Genomic DNA, 19,273 nt, shown 5'->3' with positions numbered 1-19,273 from the left:
CTACCATTCTACCCCGAGTGGTCGTTGAGGCTCGGCTCAGATGCCAGAAACATTGCGCAGAGCATCACCTCTCGGGGGCGCCACTTTGCATCCCCATCGACTGCTGCCTCCCTTGAGAGTCTGCGGCCGAGATGGGCGGCCTGATCGCGCAATTCGTTCGTCACGGGAATGATGAGGCCGCTCTTCTTTCCCAGTTCGATGCCCCTGAGCGATGCTCTCACTTGAGCAGAGGTCAGGTCCTGCAGAATCCGCAGTCCAGAGGAGAGCAACTTTTCTTGATGTCTGACGTGCGCCATTGGCTCACCGATGCGGAGGGCCGGGAAAACTTGCTCTACGAAGCTCCAGTCACTGGGAAGGTTGATGCCGCGTTTCATGGAGGGGGCCATCAGTTCAAAATGGGACTTATAGTCCGTCGACGCAAAGTACGCATCTCATCACGTTCGCGGAATGCAGCGGACGCCTCCGAGCTCGCTCCGTCAGGTTTTGGCGCGTAACGTCAAGTCAAGGCGAGAGTATCTAAATCTGAGCCAAGAAAGGTTGGCCCAAGAGGCCTCTTTTGATCGCACATACATAAGTCAAATAGAGCGTGGTGTACGCAATATTTCTCTCGACAATCTATATCGTTTGTCCCTTGCGCTGGCGATTGAGCCGTGGATTTTGATAAAATCTCCGGAAGAAGCTTAATCAACTTTCCGGCGCTCAAAGCTTTGGATTCCCATCCTAGGTGCGGCGACGCCGGCCTGCACGCTGCGTGATGTGAACCTCCGCGCGCAGGCCGCCGCGCGAATGAGACAGGCGGGTCTCACGACCTCAGAATATAGTGCGTAACGATGGGCACTTAGCGGCGTGAGACGCTTGATTGCAAAGATAACATATAGCCAAGGTCCATGGCCCCGGCCGCCATGGCGGCCGGAAGCGCGCCGGCGGCTGAGACGATGCGACCATCCAGGGACAGCTCGCCCATCGCCGCCCAGCCATCCAGGGCGTCCAGCGGAATGACGCCCAGCGCCGCCATCACCGCCAGGGCGATGGGAAGATCGAAATGGGTGCCCTCCTTGGGCATGTCCGCCGGCGCGAGATTGGCGACAATGCGCTTGCCGGGAAGGGAGAGGCCCAGGCCCGCGAACGCGCCTCGCACGCGTTCGCGACTTTCCGCCACGGCCTTGTCGGCGAGCCCGACGACGACGAAGGCGTGCTGCCCCGTCGTTAGTTGGACCTCGACGTCGACTCTTCGCGCCTCGACACCCTCGAACGCCACCGTGACGACTCTGGCCGCCATGCTCCTACCTTGCGGATGATCAATTTATCCACAACTTGCAGCATAGCTTATGGGGAGTAGCAAGAACAAAAAACGAACATTTTAGGAAAATCCGAGAGTTGGGAAAAGTTACCCACGGACTCCGCGAATGTCCTCGATGCGATCCCAAAGTACAGCCGCGGCGTTGACGCCGCTGAAGCCCAGCAGCTGCTGGGCGCCAGTGGGCGACGTGACGTTGATTTCGGTCAGGTACTCGCCAATCACGTCAATGCCCACAAAGATCAGTCCACGGCGCTTTAGTTCGGGGCCGATGATCTTGCAAAGCTCGATGTCTCGCGCGGTGAGTTCGACCGCTTCGGCGCGGCCGCCGACGCGCAGGTTGGAGCGCACCTGCCCATCGGCCGGCACCCGGTTGATGGCTCCGACCGGCTCGCCATCGACCAACAGGACGCGCTTGTCGCCCTTGCTGACGGCGGGCACGAACTTCTGGGCGATGACCTGTTCGCGGCCGATCATGGCGTGCAGTTCCAGCAGCGCGTCGAGGTTCGGGTCATCCTTTAGAAGGCGTGCCACGCCGGAGCCGCCGCCGCCGTAGAGGGGCTTCAGCACGATGTCGCCGTGGCGGGCGCGGAAATCGTAGATGGCCTCGTGGTCGCTGGTGATCAGGGTCGGCGGCTGCACGCCGGGGAAGTCGGTGACGAACAACTTCTCGGGCGCGTTGCGGACCTCGGCGGGATTGTTCACCACCAGGGTGTGGGGATGGACCTTCTCCAGGAAGTGGGTCGCGGTGATGTAGGCCATGTCGAACGGCGGATCCTGGCGCATCAGCACGACGTCGACATCGTCCTTCATGTCGAGCAGGACGGGCTCGCCCAGCTTGGCGTGGGCGCCCTTCTCCGCGAAGACCTCAAGGGGCTGAGCGCGCGCGAAGACGCGGCCGTCTTCCAAAGAGAGTTTTTCCGGGGTGTAGAACCATAGCCGATGCCCTCGGCTCTGGGCCTCCATCATCATCAGGAAGGTCGTGTCGGTGTCGATGTTGATCCCCAGGACGGGATCCATCTGGACGGCGACTCGCAGCGACATGGGGGCTCCTGGGGTTCTTCCGAGCGACTTGGCGTGACCGCTTAGTTAGGCGTTCTCGCGCCCGGCTCCAACCAAGGAAGCCGAAGAAGCATCAGTTCAGCCTAAGCCGCATCCGCTCGCGCGCGGCCCGAGCCGCCATGGCCGCGCCGCCATCAAGGACCTGCGCTCGAGACAAGGCCTGCAGCGCGCCCGCCAGCGCGCCCTGCCCCTCTCGAGCCGCGGCCACGTCCAGCCAGGGGCGGTGGTCATTGGGGTTCAAAAGGGCGCGTCGCAGGGCGGAGCGTTCGGCGCGGACCCAGTCCTTGGCCTGTTGGGCGCGGGCGAAGATGTTGTTCTGCAGGCGGATCAGCACGGCGCGGTCCGAGATCGGCGCCATCAGGAGCTCCAACCGCGCCGCGACATCGGGCATCAGCCCCGTCCGCAGGGCGCGCCGTGACAATTCGGAGGGCAGAACCACGCGGCCTTCGCTGAAGGGGTCTAGCGCCAGAGGTCCTTCCTCGGCCTCGATGCGCAGTAGGAAGTGGCCGGGAAAGTCGACGCCGTGCACCTCGAGCCCAACGGCGCGCGCCGCGTGCAGGTAGAAGACGCCCAGCGCCACGGGTAACCCCTTGCGCCGATCGGCGATGGCGACGATGTCGGCGTTGTCGGGATGGTCGTAGGTCAGCACATCGCCCGTCAGACGCAGGTCGCCGGCCAGCGCCTCGGCGATCGCCTCTTCCGGCGACTCGGATTCCAGGCGACGGCGCAGGCGTTCGACGGCCTCCACCGCGAGGGCCGAGGCCCCGGCGGTGTCGCGGCTGGGATCATCGTGCACGGCGCAGGCGAGCGCCGCCTCGAACAATGGGAAGGCTTCGTCCGACCCCTGGCCCGCGTGTAGGAGGATGTCCTCGGCCTCCTCGCGCGTCATGAGAGTCCCTCCCGGGAGAGCTCCGCTCCCCATGCGTTGGGCAGATGTCGCGGCGCCCGCCCGGGCGAGAGCGCGATCAAATCAAGGCGCGTCTCAAGGGCGCGCAATCCGGCTCTGTGCGCGGTGAGGTGAGCGGCGGCGCGGCGCAAGCGATCGCGCTGGTTGGGCGTCACGGCGTCCAGAGCGTCCTCGATAGTGGTCCTTTGCTTGACCTCCACAACGGCCAGGACGTCGCCGCGTTGCGCGAGGAGATCGATTTCACCCAAGGGCGTCGCCAGGCGGAAGCCCAGGATCCGATAGCCTTTGACCATCAGCCACAGCGCGGCCAGAACCTCGGCGCGCCGACCGAGCTTGCGCGCCGCGGCGCCCCGGATCTGGCGCGCGCCGACCGTCATCCAGCCGCCTCCTTCAGAGCGAGCGCCTGGCGATAGAGATCCTTGCGCGAGATGCCGAAGGCCTTGGCGACTTCCGACGCCGCTTCGCCCAGCGGAAGTCGGGAGACGGCTTCACGCAGAGCGGCTTCGACGTCATCCGCGCTCGCCGCCTTCTCGGCCCCGGGCCCGACCAGGATGACGATTTCGCCCTTGGGCGCCTCGAACCTCGGATCGGCCGCGAGTTCGGGCAAGGTCCCTCGCACGCAGGTCTCGTAGAGCTTCGTCAGTTCCCGGCAAACCGCCGCCGGACGGGGCCCGAAGACGGCGGCCATGTCGGCGAGACAGTCGGCCACGCGGGACGCGCCCTCGTAGAAGATGAGGGTGGCGCGGACATTGGCGAATTCCTCGAGGAAGGTGCGCCGCGCGGCGCTTTTGGGCGGCGGAAACCCCGCGAACAGAAAGCGATCGGTCGGAAGTCCGGCCAGGGTCAGAGCCGCCAGAGCGGCCGAGGCGCCTGGGATCGGGATCACCGGATGACCGGCCGCGATCGCTTCGCGCGCCAGGCGGTATCCTGGATCAGACACCATCGGCGTGCCGGCGTCAGACACCAGGGCGACGCGCTCGCCGGCTTCCAGGCGCTCAAGGATGCCCGGGATGGCCCGCTCGGCGACGTGCTCGTCGTGACGCTCAAGTCGCGTTCGAATTCCGTATGCGGACAACAGTTTTCCGGTGACGCGCGTGTCTTCCGCCAGCAGGACGTCGCACGCGGCCAGCACGTCCAGAGCGCGCAGCGTGATGTCGCGCAGGTTCCCGATCGGCGTCGCCACCAGATAAAGCCCCGGCGCGAGCGGCGCGTCCGACAGGGCTGGCGGGGGAAGGTGACGGCTCAAATCAGGCGTCCTTCGCAGATCACTCAATCTTAGTTGGTAGCATTCGTCCGCGCTAAACCTTCGCGGGCCGTACTCATATCAGGTCGCGAGCACGCCTGTCAGCCGATCCAAGACAAGGCGTCCCGCCCGCGTCGCGCGCAAACGATTGGAGTCGTCCGCCAGCAAGCCCGCCTCGACCAGATCGCGGACCTTGGGCAGGTCCGGTGACAGGCCCAGAGGGGTCATTTCAGCGAAGGCGACGCCGGCGTCGATTCGCAAACCCAGCACGAGTCGTTCCTCGGCCGCCTCCTCGGGCGTCAGAATCTCACACGTGAAGCCGAGACCTGTCCGCCGAACAGCGCCGACATAGTCGCCGATCGCCCGATGCGCGATCGTGGCCGCGCGACCGTCGGGCAGGGCGAGGCGTCCGTGCGCCCCAGGACCCACGCCGACATAGTCGATACCTCGCCAGTAGACGAGATTATGCCGCGAACGGGCGGCCTCGCCCCTGGCGTGGTTCGACACTTCATAGGCGTCGAAGCCAGCGGCCTCCAAAACCTCCTGAGTGGTCTCGAAGAGCGTGGCCGCGAGATCTTCGTCGGGGACCTTCAGCGTTCCCCGTCCCACCGCGCGATCGAAAGCGGTGCCGGCCTCGATGGTCAGTTGATAGGGTGAGACATGCTCGGGGCCGGTCGCCAAGGCCTCCGCCAGCTCAGCCCGCCAATCGGCGTCCGTCTGACCTGGGCGAGCATAAATCAGGTCGATCGAAAGGCGCGGAAACGCGCGCCGCGCCTCGGCCATCGCTCGACGCGCCGCGCCGGCGTCGTGGTTGCGACCGAGCGTCTTCAAGGCCCTGTCGTCCAGGGCCTGAACACCCAGCGACAGCCGTTGGACCCCCGCGTCGGCCAGGGCCGCGAAGCGGTCGGTTTCCGCGTCGGTCGGGTTGGCTTCCAGGCTGATCTCGAGGCCGTCCGCCGGCGACCAGAGGCGTTTGGACGTCTCGATCACGCGGGCCACCTGGGCCGGATCCATCAGCGAGGGCGTGCCGCCGCCGAAGAAGATCGACAACAGGGTTCGCGGGCCGGTCAGGGCGCGCTGAGCTTCCAGGTCGGCGACGATCGCGTCGGCAAGCGCCGCCTGCTCTTCCGTCCGCCCCCGATCGCGAACGACGTTGAAGTCGCAATAGGGGCAGATGCGCGCGCAATAGGGCCAATGGACGTAGACGCCCAGCTCCGTCGGGTCACTCAAACAGCGCCGCCTTCAGCTTGGCGAAGGCGCGCGCGCGATGGCTCATGGCATCCTTCGCTTCGGGCTCCATCTCGCCAAAGGTCGTCTGATGGCCGTCGGGAACGAAGATCGGATCGTAACCGAAGCCGCGGTCGCCGCGGGGCGGGAAGGTCAAGGTCCCATCGACGCGGCCTTCGACCACGACTGCGGGGCCGTTGGGCCACGCGACGGCCAAGGCCGAGGTGAACCAGGCCGAACGCTCGTCGGAGCCGGTTTCCTCCAACCGTTCCTCGACCTTGCGCATGGCCGCGGCGAAGTCCTTGCCCGGCCCCGCCCACCGCGCCGAGTAGACGCCGGGAGAGCCGCCGAGCGCCGCGACCGATAAGCCAGAGTCATCGGCCAAGGCGACGAGGCCCGAACGGTCGGCCGCGTGGCGGGCCTTCAGCAGCGCGTTGCCTACGAACGTGGTTTCGGTCTCCTCCGGCTCGGGTAGGCCTAGCCGACCGGCCGTGACGATCTCGAAGCGGCCGTCCAGCAGAGCCATGATCTCGGGCACCTTGCCAGGATTGTGAGTGGCGGCCACAAGCTTCATTCCCATTTCAAGCTTCAGCGCCATTCGTCCCTCCGGTCGGCCAAGGAAAACATATCGATGCGGCTCCTTTACTCCGCCCTGTCGCCTTTTGCGCGCAAGGTTCGTGTCCTTGCGCTGGAAAAGGGCCTTTCCGACCGGATCGCGCTCGAACCGGCCGCGCCGTATCAGGATGAAGCCGTTCGCTCGCTGAACCCTCTGAACAAGGTCCCGACCTTGGTCACCGACCATGGCGAGGCGGTCTATGATTCCGCCGTGATCTGCGACTATCTGGACGGCCTCTCCGAGCCGCGCCTGATCCCCGCCGCCCAGCCAGAGCGCCATCGCGCCCTGACCTTGGAAGCCGCCGCCGACGGCATGGGGGACGCCGCCCTGCTGGTCGTTCGCGAACGAACGCGGCCGGCCGAGGAGCATCGCCAGGACCTGTTCGATCGCCAGCTAAGGGCTATCGCGGCGGCCCTGGACCTTTTCGACCGCGCGGGACTCTCGACCGAACGGTTCGGCATTGGCGAGATCGCCGTGGCCGCGCAGCTTGGCTATCTCGACGCGCGCAAGGTGGTTGATTGGCGTGAAGGACGACCCTCGCTCACCGCTTGGTTCGAGATCGCATCGAAGCGAAGCTCGATGATCGCCAGCGATCCCAGCGCCAACTGAGTGTGGCTCCCAAGACACTGAGCTTGATGCCCGCGCAACATTACTAGAGTTTAATATCGTTTTTCGATAATCGCGATTGGCGGAACGGAATTCGGGTCTTATTTGTTGATCGTGGACAGCGCCGGATTGTCGGCGCGCCCCACGTCTCTCTAACCGGAAAACCCGATGTCCGCCGCTCGACTGTTCCGCCTCGCCGACAAGGTCGTCATGACCGCCATCACCGCCGCGTTGATCGTGGCCGTGCCGGTCTCGGCCGTGGCGTTCGTGGCGCGGACGCTTTAGAGCGCGTTAGGTTCAAGTGTGAGCGGTTAAACCGCTCGAACGCGCTCTAGATCTAAATTAGAGCCTGTTTTAGACAGGCGCTAAGGGCCAAGTCCGGCGGGAGGCTCGCCGTCACGCCTCCCGCGACGCGGGGCGTCTTGTTCAGCGTCGCTGTCGGGGAGCAGCCATGCGCGCCTTGGGGCCAGGCTCCGTTTCGAGTTTCCTGAAGATCATCCTGGACGTCATCTACGTCGGGCTGTGGATTTTCGTCAGTCTGCTCTCGCTGTTCACGCTGGTCGCCCTGCTGTTCAGCTTCAATCCCGAATTGCTGGCTTCGATGCTGCCGATCAGCGACGCGGTCGAGGCCGTCAGCCGCGACGGCCCGCTGTTCGCCGGCGCCCTGGCCGCCTGGGCGCTGCTGCTCGGGGGTTGGATGGTGATCGTCGAGCGCCTGCGCAAGATCTTCGCGACCCTGACCGCCGGCGACCCCTTCCACCCCGACAATGTCGTGCGTCTGCGCCTGATCGGCCTGGTGCTCGCGGGCCTCGAGGTCGGCCGTTACGTCTTCTCGGGCATGGCCCGCTGGCTGGCTCCCAAGACCAAGGTCATCGACGATAGCTTCACCCTGACAGCCTGGTTCTCGGTGCTGGTGGTTTTCGTCTTGGCCGAAGTGTTCCGCGAGGGCGCGCGCCTTCGCCGCGAAGCCGAACTGACGATCTGACTCGGAGCGATCCCTCTATGCCCGTCCGCGTGAACCTCGACCGCGTGCTGCTGGACCGCCGCATGTCCTTGACGGAGCTGTCCGACCGCGTCGGCGTGACGATCGCCAACCTCTCGATCCTGAAGACCGGAAAGGCGCGGGCGGTGCGTTTCTCGACGCTGGACGCGCTGTGTCGCGAGCTCCAGTGCCAGCCGGGCGACCTGCTGACTTTCGAGAGCGGACCGCCCGGAGCCTATGAGGAAGACTAGTTCAGCCGCCGCTTCTTGAGCAGCGCGTTACGGTCCATCGACCGGACCTCGACCTCGAAGGCGTCGCCCTCGCGCAGGATCTTGAGCGGCACGGTGACGCCCGCCTCGCCCAGGCTCCACATCACGGCGTAGAATTCCGTGAGGTCCGAGACCGGCTGGCCATCGACGGCCAGAATGAGGTCGCCGGGCTTGATTTCGGCGCGCGCGGCCGGACCCTTGGGCGAGATGCCGACCACGACGACGTGGTTCTCCATCTCCTGAGCGAACACGCCCAGCCAGGGGCGCGGCGGATGAGGTGATTGGCCCCGCGCCAGATCGTCCAGGATCGGCGGCAGCAGCTCGGCCGGCACGAACATGTTGAGCGGGCGGGTGTCGCCGTTCTGATCCCGGCCTTCCAGCGTCAGGGAACCCAGGCCCACCAGGTCGCCCTTGGGGCCGATCAGGGCCGCGCCGCTCCAGTGCGGGTGAGCGGGGGCGGTGATGATCGCCTCGTCCAGCAGATATTCCCAGTAGCCGGCGAACGGAATGCGGGCCAGGACCTTGCTGGCCGCCGCGTGGGCGCGGCCCCCGGCGCCGGCGGCGATGACGGGCGCGCCAGCTTCGAGGTCTTGGGCGCTGCCCACGGTGATGACCGGAAGGTCCAGCGGCTCCAAAGCCTGCACCAGGCCCAAGCCCGAGCGGCCGTCGAGGCCAAGCACGTGGGCCGGGATGCGTCGGCCGTCGTTGCGGGTCAGGACGACCTCTTCGGCCTCGGTGATCAGATAGGCCATGGTCAGCACCAGGCCCGAGGGACCGACCACGACACCGTTGCCGACGCGTTCGGTCCCCAGGATCGCGGCCGTGTAGGCGTCGGAGGGAACCTTCGCCTCCAGCGCCACCACGCTGGCCAACACGTGGTCGAGATCGAACCGATAGGCTTCCGCCGATGGACGTAGGCGCGCTTCGACTTCGTAACCTTCGAACGGGGTGGGCACGCGGAACTCCTGATGTTCAGGGTTCGAATCTGGGTCCTAGCGCCGCCCCCGACAAGGGCCTAGCCCCCGATCGCCGCGCGCTGCAGGGCGAAGAGTTCGCCAATGCCCTTTTCCGCCAAGCCGTACAAGGACTCGAACTCGGCGCGGGTGAAGCCGCGCTTCTCGCCGGTGGCCTGGATTTCGACGATGTCGCCGGCATTGGTCAGAACGAAGTTGCTGTCGGCCTCGGCGTTGGAGTCCTCTTCATAGTCGAGGTCGAGGACGGCCGTGTCCTTGAAGACGCCGCACGAGACGGCCGCGACATGGCCGAGGATCGGATCGGTCTTCAGAACCCCTTCGTCCAGCAAGTACTTGGTCGCCAGGCGCAAGGCGACCCAGGCGCCGGTGATGGCGGCGGTCCGGGTGCCGCCATCAGCCTGGACCACGTCGCAGTCCAACGTGATCTGGCGCTCGCCCAACGCCTTCAGGTCGACGACGGCCCGAAGGGAGCGGCCGATGAGGCGCTGGATTTCCTGGGTGCGGCCACTTTGCTTGCCGGCCGCGGCTTCGCGGCGGCCCCGGCTATGGGTGGCGCGCGGCAGCATGCCGTACTCGGCCGTGACCCAGCCTTGACCCTTGTTGCGCAGCCAGCCGGGCAAGCTTTCCTCGACCGTGGCGGTGACCAGCACCTTGGTGTGGCCGAAGGAAATCAGGCACGATCCCTCGGCGTAGCGGTTGACGCCGGTTTCCAGCGTAACGGCGCGCATCTGGTCGGGGGCGCGTTCGGACGGACGCATGGGAAACTCCGGGGTTTGAATAGGTCGATGGGGCCGCTTATCCTATTGGCGACGGAACTTGAAAGGGGCCGACAGCTTTTGTTCGCCGACCGGGTCCCAAACGACACGACTCAAGACCACATGCTCGGGATGAGGCGGTCATGACACAGCTGTTTCCAGGGTCGATCGTCCGCGCGCCGGGTTTGGCCGAGCTGGACGCCCGCGCCCGCGACATTTTCCGACGGGTGGTGGAGTCCTATCTGGAGACAGGTGAGCCGGTGGGTTCGCGCACCATCTCCAAGGGCGGGGTCGCGCTGTCGCCGGCCTCGATCCGCAACACCATGCAGGATCTCGCGCAACTAGGACTGCTGGACGCTCCCCACACCAGCGCCGGCCGCATGCCGACTCACGCGGGCCTGCGGATGTTCGTCGACGGCTTCCTGGAGGTCGGCGACATCGCCGAGGCCGAGAAGCGGGCCATCGAGGCGCGGCTGGCGGTGAAGGGGCGCTCGTTCGAGGAGGCGTTGGCGGAGGCTTCGGCGGTGCTCTCGGGCCTGGCCGGCGGGGCCGGGATCGTCGTGACGCCGGTCCGCGAAGGCGGGGTCAAGCACGTGGAGTTCGTGCCGCTGGGCGGCGGCCAGGTGCTGGCGGTCATGGTCTTCGAGGACGGCCAGGTCGAGAACCGCCTGATGCGTCAGCCGCCCGGCGTGACGCCATCGGCCCTGCAGGAAGCCAGCAATTTCCTCAACGCCCGTCTGCGCGGCCGCACCTTGAGCGAGGCGCGCGTTGAAATGGGCGCCGAACTGGACTCCGCGCGCCGCCAGTTGGACGAGACCGCCGCGCGTCTCGTCGAGGACGGGCTCGCGGCCTGGAGTGGCGGCGAGGGCGACGCCCGGTCTCTGATCGTGCGGGGCCAGGCCAACCTGTTGGCCGACGCGAGGGCGCGCGAGGATATCGACCGGGTCCGCCAGCTGTTTGACGACCTGGAGCAGAAAGGGCAGTTGATCGGCCTGCTCGACGACGTGCGCGACGCCGAGGGCGTGCGCATCTATATCGGCGCCGAAACGCGTCTGTTTTCGCTTTCGGGTTCCTCCGTGATCGCGGCGCCCTATATGACAGGCCGGCAGAAGGTGCTGGGAGCGATCGGCGTGATCGGGCCCGCCCGCTTGAACTACGCCCGTGTCATCCCGTTGGTGGACTATACCGCCCGGGTGCTCGGACGCATGATGGATGGATAAGGACCTCAAGAGATGACCGACGAGCAAACGCCGGCTGAAGACACTACGTTCGAGACCGAAGACCTCGCCCAAGAGGTCGAGGCGCTGAAGGCCGAGGTCGCCGTCCTAAAGGAGCAGGCGCTTCGCTACGCCGCCGAGGCCGAGAACACCAAGCGCCGCGCCGAGCGCGAGATGAACGACGCGCGCGCCTACGCGATCCAAAAGTTCGCCCGCGATCTACTGGGCGCCGCGGACAACCTGGCCCGCGCGACCGCCCATAGCCCGCGCGACTCGGCCGATCCGGTGGTGAAGAACTTCGTTGTTGGCGTCGAGATGACCGAGAAGGAGCTTCTGACGGCCTTCGAGCGCAACGGGCTGAAGAAGATCGATCCCCCCAAGGGCGAGAAGTTCGACCCGCATCTGCATCAGGCGATGATGGAGCAGCCGTCGGACGAGGTCGCGGCGGGCGGTGTCGTGGCGGTTCTGCAAGCCGGCTACGAGCTGATGGGGCGTCTCGTGCGTCCAGCGATGGTCGCCGTGGCGGCCAAGGGCTCGACCGGTCCGGGCGTCTCGGAAGCTCCCGTTGGGGGCAATCCCTACGCCGAAGCGGCCTCCGACGCGGACGGTTCGGGTGGCTCGTTCGACACCAAGGCCTGAACCCCTTCGATTTTGCAGCTCGGGGCGCGCAAATGAGCCGCGCGCCCCCTTTCCCCCTTCGCGCTTTGCGATAATGTCGGCGGTCCATTCATCGCGGGGGTAGCGGGCGATTCTGCTGTAGGCGCCCGCACGATCTGGATCGGACTATGAAGCTTACAATCGAACGGGCGGCGCTCCTGAAGGCGCTGGGGCACGTGCAGAGCGTCGTTGAGCGGCGCAACACCATCCCGATCCTGTCGAACATTCTATTGTCGGCCGAACGCGACCAGCTGTCGTTCTCGGCGACGGATTTGGACATGGAGATCATCGACGAGGGCCTGGCCCAGATCGACGTGCCCGGCCAGATCACGGCTCCGGCCCACACCCTCTATGAAATCGTCCGAAAATTGCCGGACGGCGCCGACGTCTCGTTGAGCTTTAGCGGCGACGATCCGCGGTTGGTGATCCAGGCTGGGCGCTCGCGCTTCAACCTGCCGGTGCTGCCCGCCGGCGACTTCCCGGTGATGAGCAGCGACGGCCTCTCGGGGCGCATCGCCGTCGACACCAACGAGCTGATCCGTCTGATCGACAAGACCCGCTTCGCGATCTCGACCGAAGAGACCCGCTACTATCTGAACGGCCTCTACCTCCATACCGTCAACGACGGCGGCGAGACCAAGCTGCGGGCCGTGGCCACCGACGGCCACCGTCTCGCCCTTGCCGAGATGCCGGCCCCCGAGGGCGCCGTGGGCCTGCCGGGCGTGATCGTGCCACGCAAGACCATCGCCGAGGCCCGCCGCCTGATGGAATCGGCCGGCGAGACGGTCGATCTGCAGGTTTCGCCCCAGAAGGTCCGCTTCGAGTTCGGCGCGGCCGCCCTGACGTCCAAGGTCATCGACGGCGCCTTCCCGGACTACATGCGGGTCATTCCGCGCGATAACGCCAAGATCCTGACGCTGGACAACGACCTCTTCGCCAAGGCGGTCGACCGCGTGGCCACGATCTCGGCCGAGAAAAGCCGATCGGTGAAGCTGGCCGTCGAGCCGGGTCGCATCACCCTGACGGTCCGCAACATGGAAGCCGGCCAGGCGGTGGAAGAGGTCGAGGTCGACTATGACGGCGAGCCCTTCGAAATCGGTTTCAACGCTCGCTACCTGCTGGACGTCTGCGGCCAGATCGCCGGTCCGCGGGCCGAGTTCCGCTTCGCCGACCCCGCCAGCCCGACCCTGGTGGTCGACCCCGTGGATCCCGGCGTGAAGTACGTTCTGATGCCGCTGCGGGTCTGATCCCGCGGTCTTTTTTCGAGTTCAATGAACGGGCGCTTTCAGGCGCCCGTTCTGCTGTTTGGGGTCTCGCATGAAGAAGCTGTTTGTCGCTTCCGTCGCCGTCCTGGCCCTGGCCTGCGGCGCGCCGGCCTTCTCCCAGGCCGTGGAGCGCCGTGAGATCGGCAATCAGATCCTGGAGAACGTACCGGTCGCGCCGCCTTCGATCCGCGAAGGGTTGGCGCGCTACCAGAACGCCCGCTTGGCCTTGTTTGGCGACTGGCTTCCCAGCGGCGGCATGCTGATCACCACGAGGTTCGGCAACACCAACCAACTGCACACGGTCGGCGCGCCCGGCGCCGACCGTAGCCAGATCACCTTTTATGACGAACCGGTGGCCGCGCCCCACGTCTTGCCGAACGGGCGGATCCTGTTCTCCAAGGACACCGGCGGCGACGAGTGGTTTCAGCTCTTCCTGCGCGGTCCCGACGGCAAGACCGTTCAACTGACCGAGACCGGGACGCGCAACGCCTCGCCGGCGTGGTCCAAGGATGGTTCGGTCCTGGTCTGGTCGCGGGCGGTCAAGGGCGCGGCCAACCATGACGTGCTGATGCGCGACGCGTCGGGCGCGACCAGGGTTATCTTCAAGGGCGAGGGCCAAGTTTCGCCGCTCGCGGTGTCGCCCGACGGCAAGACGGTCCTGCTGGGCCGCTACTACTCGATCTCGGAGTCCAAGCGTTGGCTGCTGGACGTCGCCACCGGCAAGCTGACCGAGCTTAACCCGCCCAAGAAGGGCGCGGCCAAGATCGCCTATGAAGGCGGTGCCTTCACGCCCGACGGCAAGTCCGTCCTGCTGCTCTCGGACGAAGGCTCGGATTTCCTGCGTCTGGTTCAGATCGATCTGGCGACCGGCGCCAAGGTCAACGTTTCGGGTGAGCGGCCATGGGATGTCGAGGAGTTCGCTCTCTCCGACGATGGGCGGGTCCTTGCCTATGTCGTCAACGAGGACGGCTATTCGAAGCTGGTGGTCCAGGACTTCCGCACCCGCCGCGCCTTGCCGCGGCCAGAGCTGCCCGCTGGCGTCGTCAGCGGCGTCGCCTTCTCGTCGGATGGCGGAAGGCTGGGGTTCACCCTGGCGACGCCGACGTCCATGAGCGACGCCTGGAGCTGGGGCGTGATCGACGGCAAGCTTGAGCGTTGGACAGCCTCCGAGCTGGGCGGTCTGGATCCCGAGGCGCTCGCGACGCCGACCCTTATCCGCTACCCCTCGTTCGACAAGCGCTCGATCCCCGCCTTCGTCTACAAGCCCAATCTGGCGGCGGGCCAGAAGGCTCCAGTGATCATCGACATCCACGGCGGTCCGGAAGGCCAGTCGCTGCCCATCTTCAACCCCTTCCATCAGCACAGCGTCGCCGAGCTGGGCGCGGCGGTGATCGTCACCAACGTCCGCGGATCGACCGGCTACGGTCGGACCTTCCACAACCTCGACAACGCCGAGAAGCGCGAGGACTCGGTCAAGGACATCGGCGCGCTGCTGGACTGGATCAAGACCCAGCCCGACCTCGATCCGAGCCGCGTCGTGGTCTATGGCCAGTCGTACGGCGGCTACATGTCGCTGGCCGCCATGACCCACTATTCCGACCGCTTGGCCGGCGGGGTCGAACGATACGGCATCAGCAACTTCGTCTCGTTCCTCCACAACACGGAGGCCTATCGTCGGGACCTGCGCCGCGCCGAATATGGCGACGAGCGCGATCCGAAGATGCTCAAGGCCTTCGAGACGATCTCGCCGCTGAACAATGTCGGCAAGATCAACAAACCGATGCTGGTCATGCAGGGGTGGAACGACCCGCGCGTGCCGAAGTCCGAGTCCGACCAGGTCGTGGCCAAGCTGCGCGAGAAGGGCGTGGAGACCTGGTACGTCCAGTTCAAGGACGAGGGGCACGGCTTCCTGAAGAAGGCCAATAACGATCGGCGTCGCGAGGTCGAAACGCAGTTCCTGCGCAAGGTTCTGGGTCTGGCTCAATAGCCGCCCGGTTGCGATCGAACGAAGGTCATGCTTAGGTCCGTTTCCTAAGAAAACGGGAGGTGGCCATGGCCAAGGTAAACTACGTGACGGTCGGCTCGAACGATCTTGTGAAGGCCAAGGCCTTCTATGACGCTCTGCTGGGCTCGATCGGGTTCAAGCCGTTGTTCGACCATCCCTCTGGCGGTCGTCTTTATCGCGGCGACGGTTGCATGTTCGGCGTGCTGGGGCCGTACGACGGCAATCCGGCCTGCGTCGGCAACGGCATGATGGGCGGTTTCGCGTTCGATACGGTCGAGGAGGTCGACGCCTTCCACGCCAAGGCGCTGGAACTTGGCGGCAGTGACGAGGGCGCGCCCGGCGCGCGCATGCCCAAGGCCTATTTCGCCTATTTCCGCGATCTCGATGGCAACAAGCTCTGCGGCTACAAGCTGGGCTGATCCACGCCGCGGCCCGCTCACGTCTCTTGGGGAGACGGGGCGGGCCGTCACGCCAGTAGCCCCGACCGTCGACACCGCTTAAGAACGCCGCATGGCGTCGGCCGCACTACTTTCCCTGACCCTGACGGATTTCCGCTCCTACGAGCGCGCGCGCCTCGAGACCTGGGGGCGTAGCGTCTATCTGTTCGGCCCGAACGGCGCCGGGAAGACCAACCTGCTCGAAGCCATTAGCCTGCTGACGCCCGGCAAGGGCCTCCGGGGCGCCAGCCTTGGCGAAGTGGGACGGCGACTGCCCGGCGAGGCGTTCGGTCGGGCCTGGGCCGTGGCCGCGGAGGTCGAGAGCGGTCAGGACGCGCCCGTGCGGATCGGCACGGGCGCCGAACACGGCGGCGCCAGTCGTCGAACCGTGCGCCTGGATGGCGAAACCGTGTCGCCCGGCCGCTTGGCCGATCACGTCCGGCCGATCTGGCTGACGCCCGCCCAGGATCGCCTGTTCCTCGAGGCGGCGTCGGAGCGTCGGCGCTTCTTCGACCGCCTTGTCTTCGCGGGCGAGCCCTCGCACGCCGCCAACGCCAACGCCTATGACAAGGCTCAACGCGAGCGGATGCGGCTTCTGACCGAAGCCGCTGACGGGGGCGTGGCGCCGGACGCGACGTGGCTGGACGCGCTGGAGGCCCGATTGGCCGAGAGCGGCGCGCTCCTGGCCCAAGCCCGGGCGCGGACGCTCCAGGCGCTGCAGGCCGAAATCGATGGTCGGGGCGACCGGCCGTTTCCCCAGGCCCGCCTGACCCTGACGGGCGAGTGGGAAAAGCTAGCGATGGATGGCGTTCCGTTCGCGGAAATCGAAGAGAAATTGGCCGTCGCGCTCTCCGCCGCTCGGGCGCGTGACGGCGCCGCCGGGCGGGCTCTGACGGGGCCGCATCGCGGTGATCTCGCCATCTTCCATGTCGAGAAGGACCGTCCGGCGGCGGAATGCTCGACGGGAGAGCAGAAAGCTCTGATTTTGAACCTCGTTTTGGCTCAGGCCGCGCGACTTTCACGTGCGGAATCCGCGCCGAATCCTGTAATATTGCTCGACGAAGTCGCCGCGCATCTCGATCTTGCCAGACGAGCCGCTTTGGCCGACGAACTCACGGCGCTCAAGCTCCAGGCCTTCCTAACCGGCACGGACGAGTCGCTGTTCGACCATCTCAAGGGTCGGGCGCTAGGCGTTCGCGTGTGCGACGCCGGCCTGGCTACTCTGGAAGACGAATGACCGAGAACACCGAAGACCAAGTTCCCGAAGTGTCGGCCCCGGAAATGACGACCGAGGAAGCCGCCGCTCAGTACGGCGCCGACTCGATCAAGGTGCTGAAGGGGCTCGACGCCGTTCGTAAGCGTCCCGGCATGTATATCGGCGACACCGACGACGGCTCGGGCCTGCACCACATGGTCTACGAGGTGGTCGACAACGCCATCGACGAAGCCCTGGCGGGGCACGCGACCAAGGTCCAGGTGATCCTCAACGCCGACGGCTCGGTGACGGTCACGGATGACGGCCGCGGCATCCCGGTCGATATGCACGAAGGCGAAGGCGTGTCCGCCGCGGAGGTCATCATGACCCAGCTGCACGCCGGCGGTAAGTTCGACCAGAACAGCTACAAGGTCTCGGGCGGCCTGCACGGCGTGGGCGTCTCGGTGGTGAACGCGCTGTCGGACTGGCTAGAGCTGCTGATCCACCGCAATGGCAAGGTCCACCAGATGCGCTTCGAGCGCGGTGACGCGGTCACCTCGCTGAAAGTGACCGGTGACTCCCCGGTGCGTCAGGACGGTCCCAAGGCGGGCGAGACGCTGACGGGCACCGAGGTGACCTTCTATCCGTCCAGAGACACCTTCGCGTTCATCGAGTTTGACCGAAAGACGCTAGAACATCGCCTGCGGGAACTGGCGTTCCTGAACTCGGGCGTGACGATCTGGTTCAAGGATCACCGCGACGCCGAGCCTTGGGAGGAGAAGCTCCACTACGAAGGCGGTATCGAAGCTTTCGTGCGCCACCTCGACAAGGCCAAGGCCCCGCTGCTCAAGGCGCCGATCGTCGTGCGCGGCGTCAAGGAAAAGGTCGAGGTCGATCTCGCCCTGTGGTGGAACGACAGCTATCACGAGCAAATGCTGTGCTTCACCAACAACATCCCGCAGCGGGATGGCGGCACGCACCTTTCGGCCTTCCGCGCGGCCCTGACCCGCATCATCACCAACTACGCCGAGAGCTCGGGTATCCTGAAGAAGGAGAAGGTCAATCTCGGGGGCGAAGACGCCCGCGAGGGCTTGACCTGCGTGCTGTCGGTCAAGGTGCCGGACCCGAAGTTCAGCTCCCAGACCAAGGACAAGCTGGTTTCGTCCGAAGTGCGCCCCGCCGTGGAGGGGCTGGTCTCCGAAGGCCTGTCGACCTGGTTCGAAGAGCATCCGAACGAAGCCAAGGCCATTGTGTCGAAGATCGCCGAGGCCGCGGCCGCTCGCGAAGCCGCTCGGAAGGCGCGGGAATTGACCCGGCGGAAGAGCGCCCTCGACATCACCAGCTTGCCCGGCAAGCTCGCCGACTGCTCGGAGCGCGACCCGGCCAAGTCCGAGATCTTCATCGTCGAGGGCGACTCGGCCGGCGGTTCCGCCAAACAGGCCCGCAATCGTGACAATCAGGCCGTGCTGCCGCTGCGTGGCAAGATTCTGAACGTCGAGCGGGCTCGCTTCGACAAGATGCTGTCATCGGACCAAATCGGTACGCTGATCACGGCCTTGGGCGCGGGTATCGGTCGTGACGACTTCAATCCGGACAAGGTGCGCTACCACAAGATCGTCTTGATGACCGACGCCGACGTCGACGGCGCGCACATCCGCACCCTGCTTTTGACCTTCTTCTACCGGCAGATGCCCCAGCTGATCGAGCGCGGCTACATCTACATTGCTCAGCCGCCGCTTTATAAAGCCAGCAAGGGCAAGTCCTCGCGCTATCTGAAGGACGACGCCGAGATGGACGCCTTCCTCGTGGACGAGGGCGTGGACGGGGCGGAGCTCGACCTGACGTCCGGTGAGCGCTTGATCGCCCAGGATCTCCTGGCCCTGGTGCAGACCGCTCGTTCCGCCAAGGGTAATATCGACCGCCTGGCCGCTCGCGCGCCCGCCACGGCGATCGAGCAAGCCGCCTTGGCGGGCTTGCTGGGGGAAAGCCCCGATCCGAACGCGGCCGCCAAGCGCCTGGACCTCTATGCGGAAGAGGGCGATGGCCCTTGGAGCGGGGAGCGCGGCGATACGGGCTTCGTGTTCAGCCGTGTGCGGCGCGGGGTTTCCGAGCGCGTGGTGCTCGACGATGTGCTCTTGCATGCCGCCGACGCCCGTCGCCTCGCCGAACGCGCGGTCAAGTTGGCCGAGGTTTTCTCGGGGCGCGCCGTCTTCCGTCGCAAGGACAAGTCAACGACGATCCGAGGTCCGCTGGATCTGGTGAACGCCGTGTTGGACGCGGGTCGCAAGGGTCTGACGATCCAGCGCTACAAGGGTCTCGGCGAGATGAACCCGGAGCAGCTTTGGGAGACCACTCTGGACGCCGAAGCGCGCACTCTGCTGCAGGTCCGTGTCAATCACGCGGACGACGCCGACGATATGTTCAGCCGGCTGATGGGCGATCTCGTCGAGCCGCGTCGGGAATTCATCCAAGAGAACGCTCTAGACGCGGAAGTCGACGTCTAAGCTAACCGCAAACGATTTTTTTCTGAGCGCCGGGCGCCCGTTTCAAGGGCGTTCC

The 19,273-nt window shown here is 66.0% G+C and carries 21 protein-coding genes and 1 pseudogene; 12 read left to right on the top strand and 10 right to left on the bottom strand.

The window, feature by feature from the left end; translation table 11 throughout:
* Positions 1-8: 8 nt before the first annotated feature.
* Positions 9-374, bottom strand: coding sequence for a hypothetical protein (locus J2728_RS05675; protein ID WP_309997360.1), 366 nt, complete (start codon positions 372-374; stop codon positions 9-11).
* A 73-nt stretch (positions 375-447) separates the two neighbouring features.
* Between J2728_RS05675 and J2728_RS22245 the strand changes: the two genes are divergently transcribed.
* The gene (locus tag J2728_RS22245; RefSeq protein ID WP_404979707.1) at positions 448-684 is read left to right on the top strand and encodes a helix-turn-helix domain-containing protein; all 237 of its coding nucleotides are present in this window, start codon (positions 448-450) and stop codon (positions 682-684) included.
* A 193-nt stretch (positions 685-877) separates the two neighbouring features.
* Here the strand turns inward: J2728_RS22245 and J2728_RS05670 are convergent.
* The 7 genes and pseudogenes from J2728_RS05670 to rdgB all read right to left on the bottom strand — a co-directional run.
* Positions 878-1,279, bottom strand: a pseudogene (locus tag J2728_RS05670) (magnesium chelatase domain-containing protein); the annotation flags it as partial.
* Positions 1,280-1,387: 108 nt separating this feature from the next.
* Positions 1,388-2,341, bottom strand: a complete 954-nt coding sequence (gshB, locus tag J2728_RS05665; protein WP_309997359.1) for a glutathione synthase — start codon at positions 2,339-2,341, stop codon at positions 1,388-1,390.
* A gap of 91 nt (positions 2,342-2,432) precedes the next feature.
* The gene (locus J2728_RS05660; protein ID WP_309997358.1) at positions 2,433-3,248 is read right to left on the bottom strand and encodes a SirB1 family protein; all 816 of its coding nucleotides are present in this window, start codon (positions 3,246-3,248) and stop codon (positions 2,433-2,435) included.
* A complete protein-coding gene (locus J2728_RS05655) occupies positions 3,245-3,643 on the bottom strand; it encodes a YraN family protein (RefSeq protein ID WP_309997357.1) in 399 nt (132 codons plus the stop codon). The genes J2728_RS05660 and J2728_RS05655 overlap by 4 nt, the downstream gene beginning before the upstream one ends.
* Positions 3,640-4,512 carry a 16S rRNA (cytidine(1402)-2'-O)-methyltransferase gene (gene rsmI, locus J2728_RS05650; protein WP_309997356.1) on the bottom strand — a complete coding sequence of 291 codons (873 nt, stop codon included), beginning with the start codon at positions 4,510-4,512 and terminating at the stop codon, positions 3,640-3,642. The genes J2728_RS05655 and rsmI overlap by 4 nt, the downstream gene beginning before the upstream one ends.
* Before the next feature lie 78 nt (positions 4,513-4,590).
* A complete protein-coding gene (gene hemW / locus J2728_RS05645; RefSeq protein ID WP_309997354.1) occupies positions 4,591-5,739 on the bottom strand; it encodes a radical SAM family heme chaperone HemW in 1,149 nt (382 codons plus the stop codon).
* Positions 5,732-6,334: an RdgB/HAM1 family non-canonical purine NTP pyrophosphatase gene (gene rdgB, locus J2728_RS05640; RefSeq protein WP_309997353.1), complete on the bottom strand. Its 603-nt coding sequence runs from the start codon at positions 6,332-6,334 to the stop codon at positions 5,732-5,734. The genes hemW and rdgB overlap by 8 nt, the downstream gene beginning before the upstream one ends.
* Positions 6,335-6,367: 33 nt before the next feature.
* Between rdgB and J2728_RS05635 the strand changes: the two genes are divergently transcribed.
* The 4 genes from J2728_RS05635 to J2728_RS05620 all read left to right on the top strand — a co-directional run bounded on the left by J2728_RS05635 (position 6,368) and on the right by J2728_RS05620 (position 8,191).
* Positions 6,368-6,961, top strand: coding sequence for a glutathione S-transferase N-terminal domain-containing protein (locus tag J2728_RS05635; RefSeq protein WP_309997352.1), 594 nt, complete (start codon positions 6,368-6,370; stop codon positions 6,959-6,961).
* A 165-nt stretch (positions 6,962-7,126) separates the two neighbouring features.
* Positions 7,127-7,243, top strand: coding sequence for a hypothetical protein (locus tag J2728_RS05630; RefSeq protein ID WP_309997351.1), 117 nt, complete (start codon positions 7,127-7,129; stop codon positions 7,241-7,243).
* Positions 7,244-7,409: 166 nt separating this feature from the next.
* Positions 7,410-7,943: a DUF2975 domain-containing protein gene (locus J2728_RS05625; protein ID WP_013081064.1), complete on the top strand. Its 534-nt coding sequence runs from the start codon at positions 7,410-7,412 to the stop codon at positions 7,941-7,943.
* A 17-nt stretch (positions 7,944-7,960) separates the two neighbouring features.
* Positions 7,961-8,191: a helix-turn-helix domain-containing protein gene (locus J2728_RS05620; protein ID WP_309997349.1), complete on the top strand. Its 231-nt coding sequence runs from the start codon at positions 7,961-7,963 to the stop codon at positions 8,189-8,191.
* Here the strand turns inward: J2728_RS05620 and J2728_RS05615 are convergent.
* Together J2728_RS05615 and rph are read right to left on the bottom strand one after the other, a co-directional pair.
* The gene (locus J2728_RS05615) at positions 8,188-9,165 is read right to left on the bottom strand and encodes a S1C family serine protease (protein ID WP_309997348.1); all 978 of its coding nucleotides are present in this window, start codon (positions 9,163-9,165) and stop codon (positions 8,188-8,190) included. The two genes, J2728_RS05620 and J2728_RS05615, sit on opposite strands and share 4 nt — an antisense overlap.
* Positions 9,166-9,224: 59 nt before the next feature.
* Positions 9,225-9,941 carry a ribonuclease PH gene (gene rph, locus J2728_RS05610; RefSeq protein ID WP_309997347.1) on the bottom strand — a complete coding sequence of 239 codons (717 nt, stop codon included), beginning with the start codon at positions 9,939-9,941 and terminating at the stop codon, positions 9,225-9,227.
* Between the two features lie 140 nt (positions 9,942-10,081).
* Between rph and hrcA the strand changes: the two genes are divergently transcribed.
* From hrcA to gyrB, 7 genes are all read left to right on the top strand, one after another.
* Positions 10,082-11,158, top strand: a complete 1,077-nt coding sequence (hrcA, locus tag J2728_RS05605; RefSeq protein ID WP_309997346.1) for a heat-inducible transcriptional repressor HrcA — start codon at positions 10,082-10,084, stop codon at positions 11,156-11,158.
* Between the two features lie 12 nt (positions 11,159-11,170).
* A complete protein-coding gene (gene grpE / locus J2728_RS05600) occupies positions 11,171-11,794 on the top strand; it encodes a nucleotide exchange factor GrpE (RefSeq protein WP_309997344.1) in 624 nt (207 codons plus the stop codon).
* Between the two features lie 146 nt (positions 11,795-11,940).
* The gene (dnaN, locus tag J2728_RS05595; protein ID WP_309997343.1) at positions 11,941-13,059 is read left to right on the top strand and encodes a DNA polymerase III subunit beta; all 1,119 of its coding nucleotides are present in this window, start codon (positions 11,941-11,943) and stop codon (positions 13,057-13,059) included.
* A gap of 70 nt (positions 13,060-13,129) precedes the next feature.
* Positions 13,130-15,064 (top strand): S9 family peptidase, encoded by a 1,935-nt coding sequence (locus J2728_RS05590; RefSeq protein ID WP_309997342.1) that lies wholly within the window; start codon positions 13,130-13,132, stop codon positions 15,062-15,064.
* Positions 15,065-15,129: 65 nt separating this feature from the next.
* Positions 15,130-15,501, top strand: coding sequence for a VOC family protein (locus J2728_RS05585; protein ID WP_309997340.1), 372 nt, complete (start codon positions 15,130-15,132; stop codon positions 15,499-15,501).
* Positions 15,502-15,592: 91 nt separating this feature from the next.
* The gene (gene recF, locus J2728_RS05580) at positions 15,593-16,756 is read left to right on the top strand and encodes a DNA replication/repair protein RecF (RefSeq protein ID WP_309997338.1); all 1,164 of its coding nucleotides are present in this window, start codon (positions 15,593-15,595) and stop codon (positions 16,754-16,756) included.
* Positions 16,753-19,218 carry a DNA topoisomerase (ATP-hydrolyzing) subunit B gene (gene gyrB / locus J2728_RS05575; protein ID WP_309997336.1) on the top strand — a complete coding sequence of 822 codons (2,466 nt, stop codon included), beginning with the start codon at positions 16,753-16,755 and terminating at the stop codon, positions 19,216-19,218. The genes recF and gyrB overlap by 4 nt, the downstream gene beginning before the upstream one ends.
* Positions 19,219-19,273: the final 55 nt, after the last annotated feature.

This window comes from Caulobacter segnis (assembly GCF_031454995.1).
Lineage (GTDB): Bacteria > Pseudomonadota > Alphaproteobacteria > Caulobacterales > Caulobacteraceae > Caulobacter > Caulobacter segnis_E.
The sequence above is the reverse complement of the archived record's forward strand: the minus strand, read 5'-3'. Positions and strand labels throughout refer to the sequence as shown.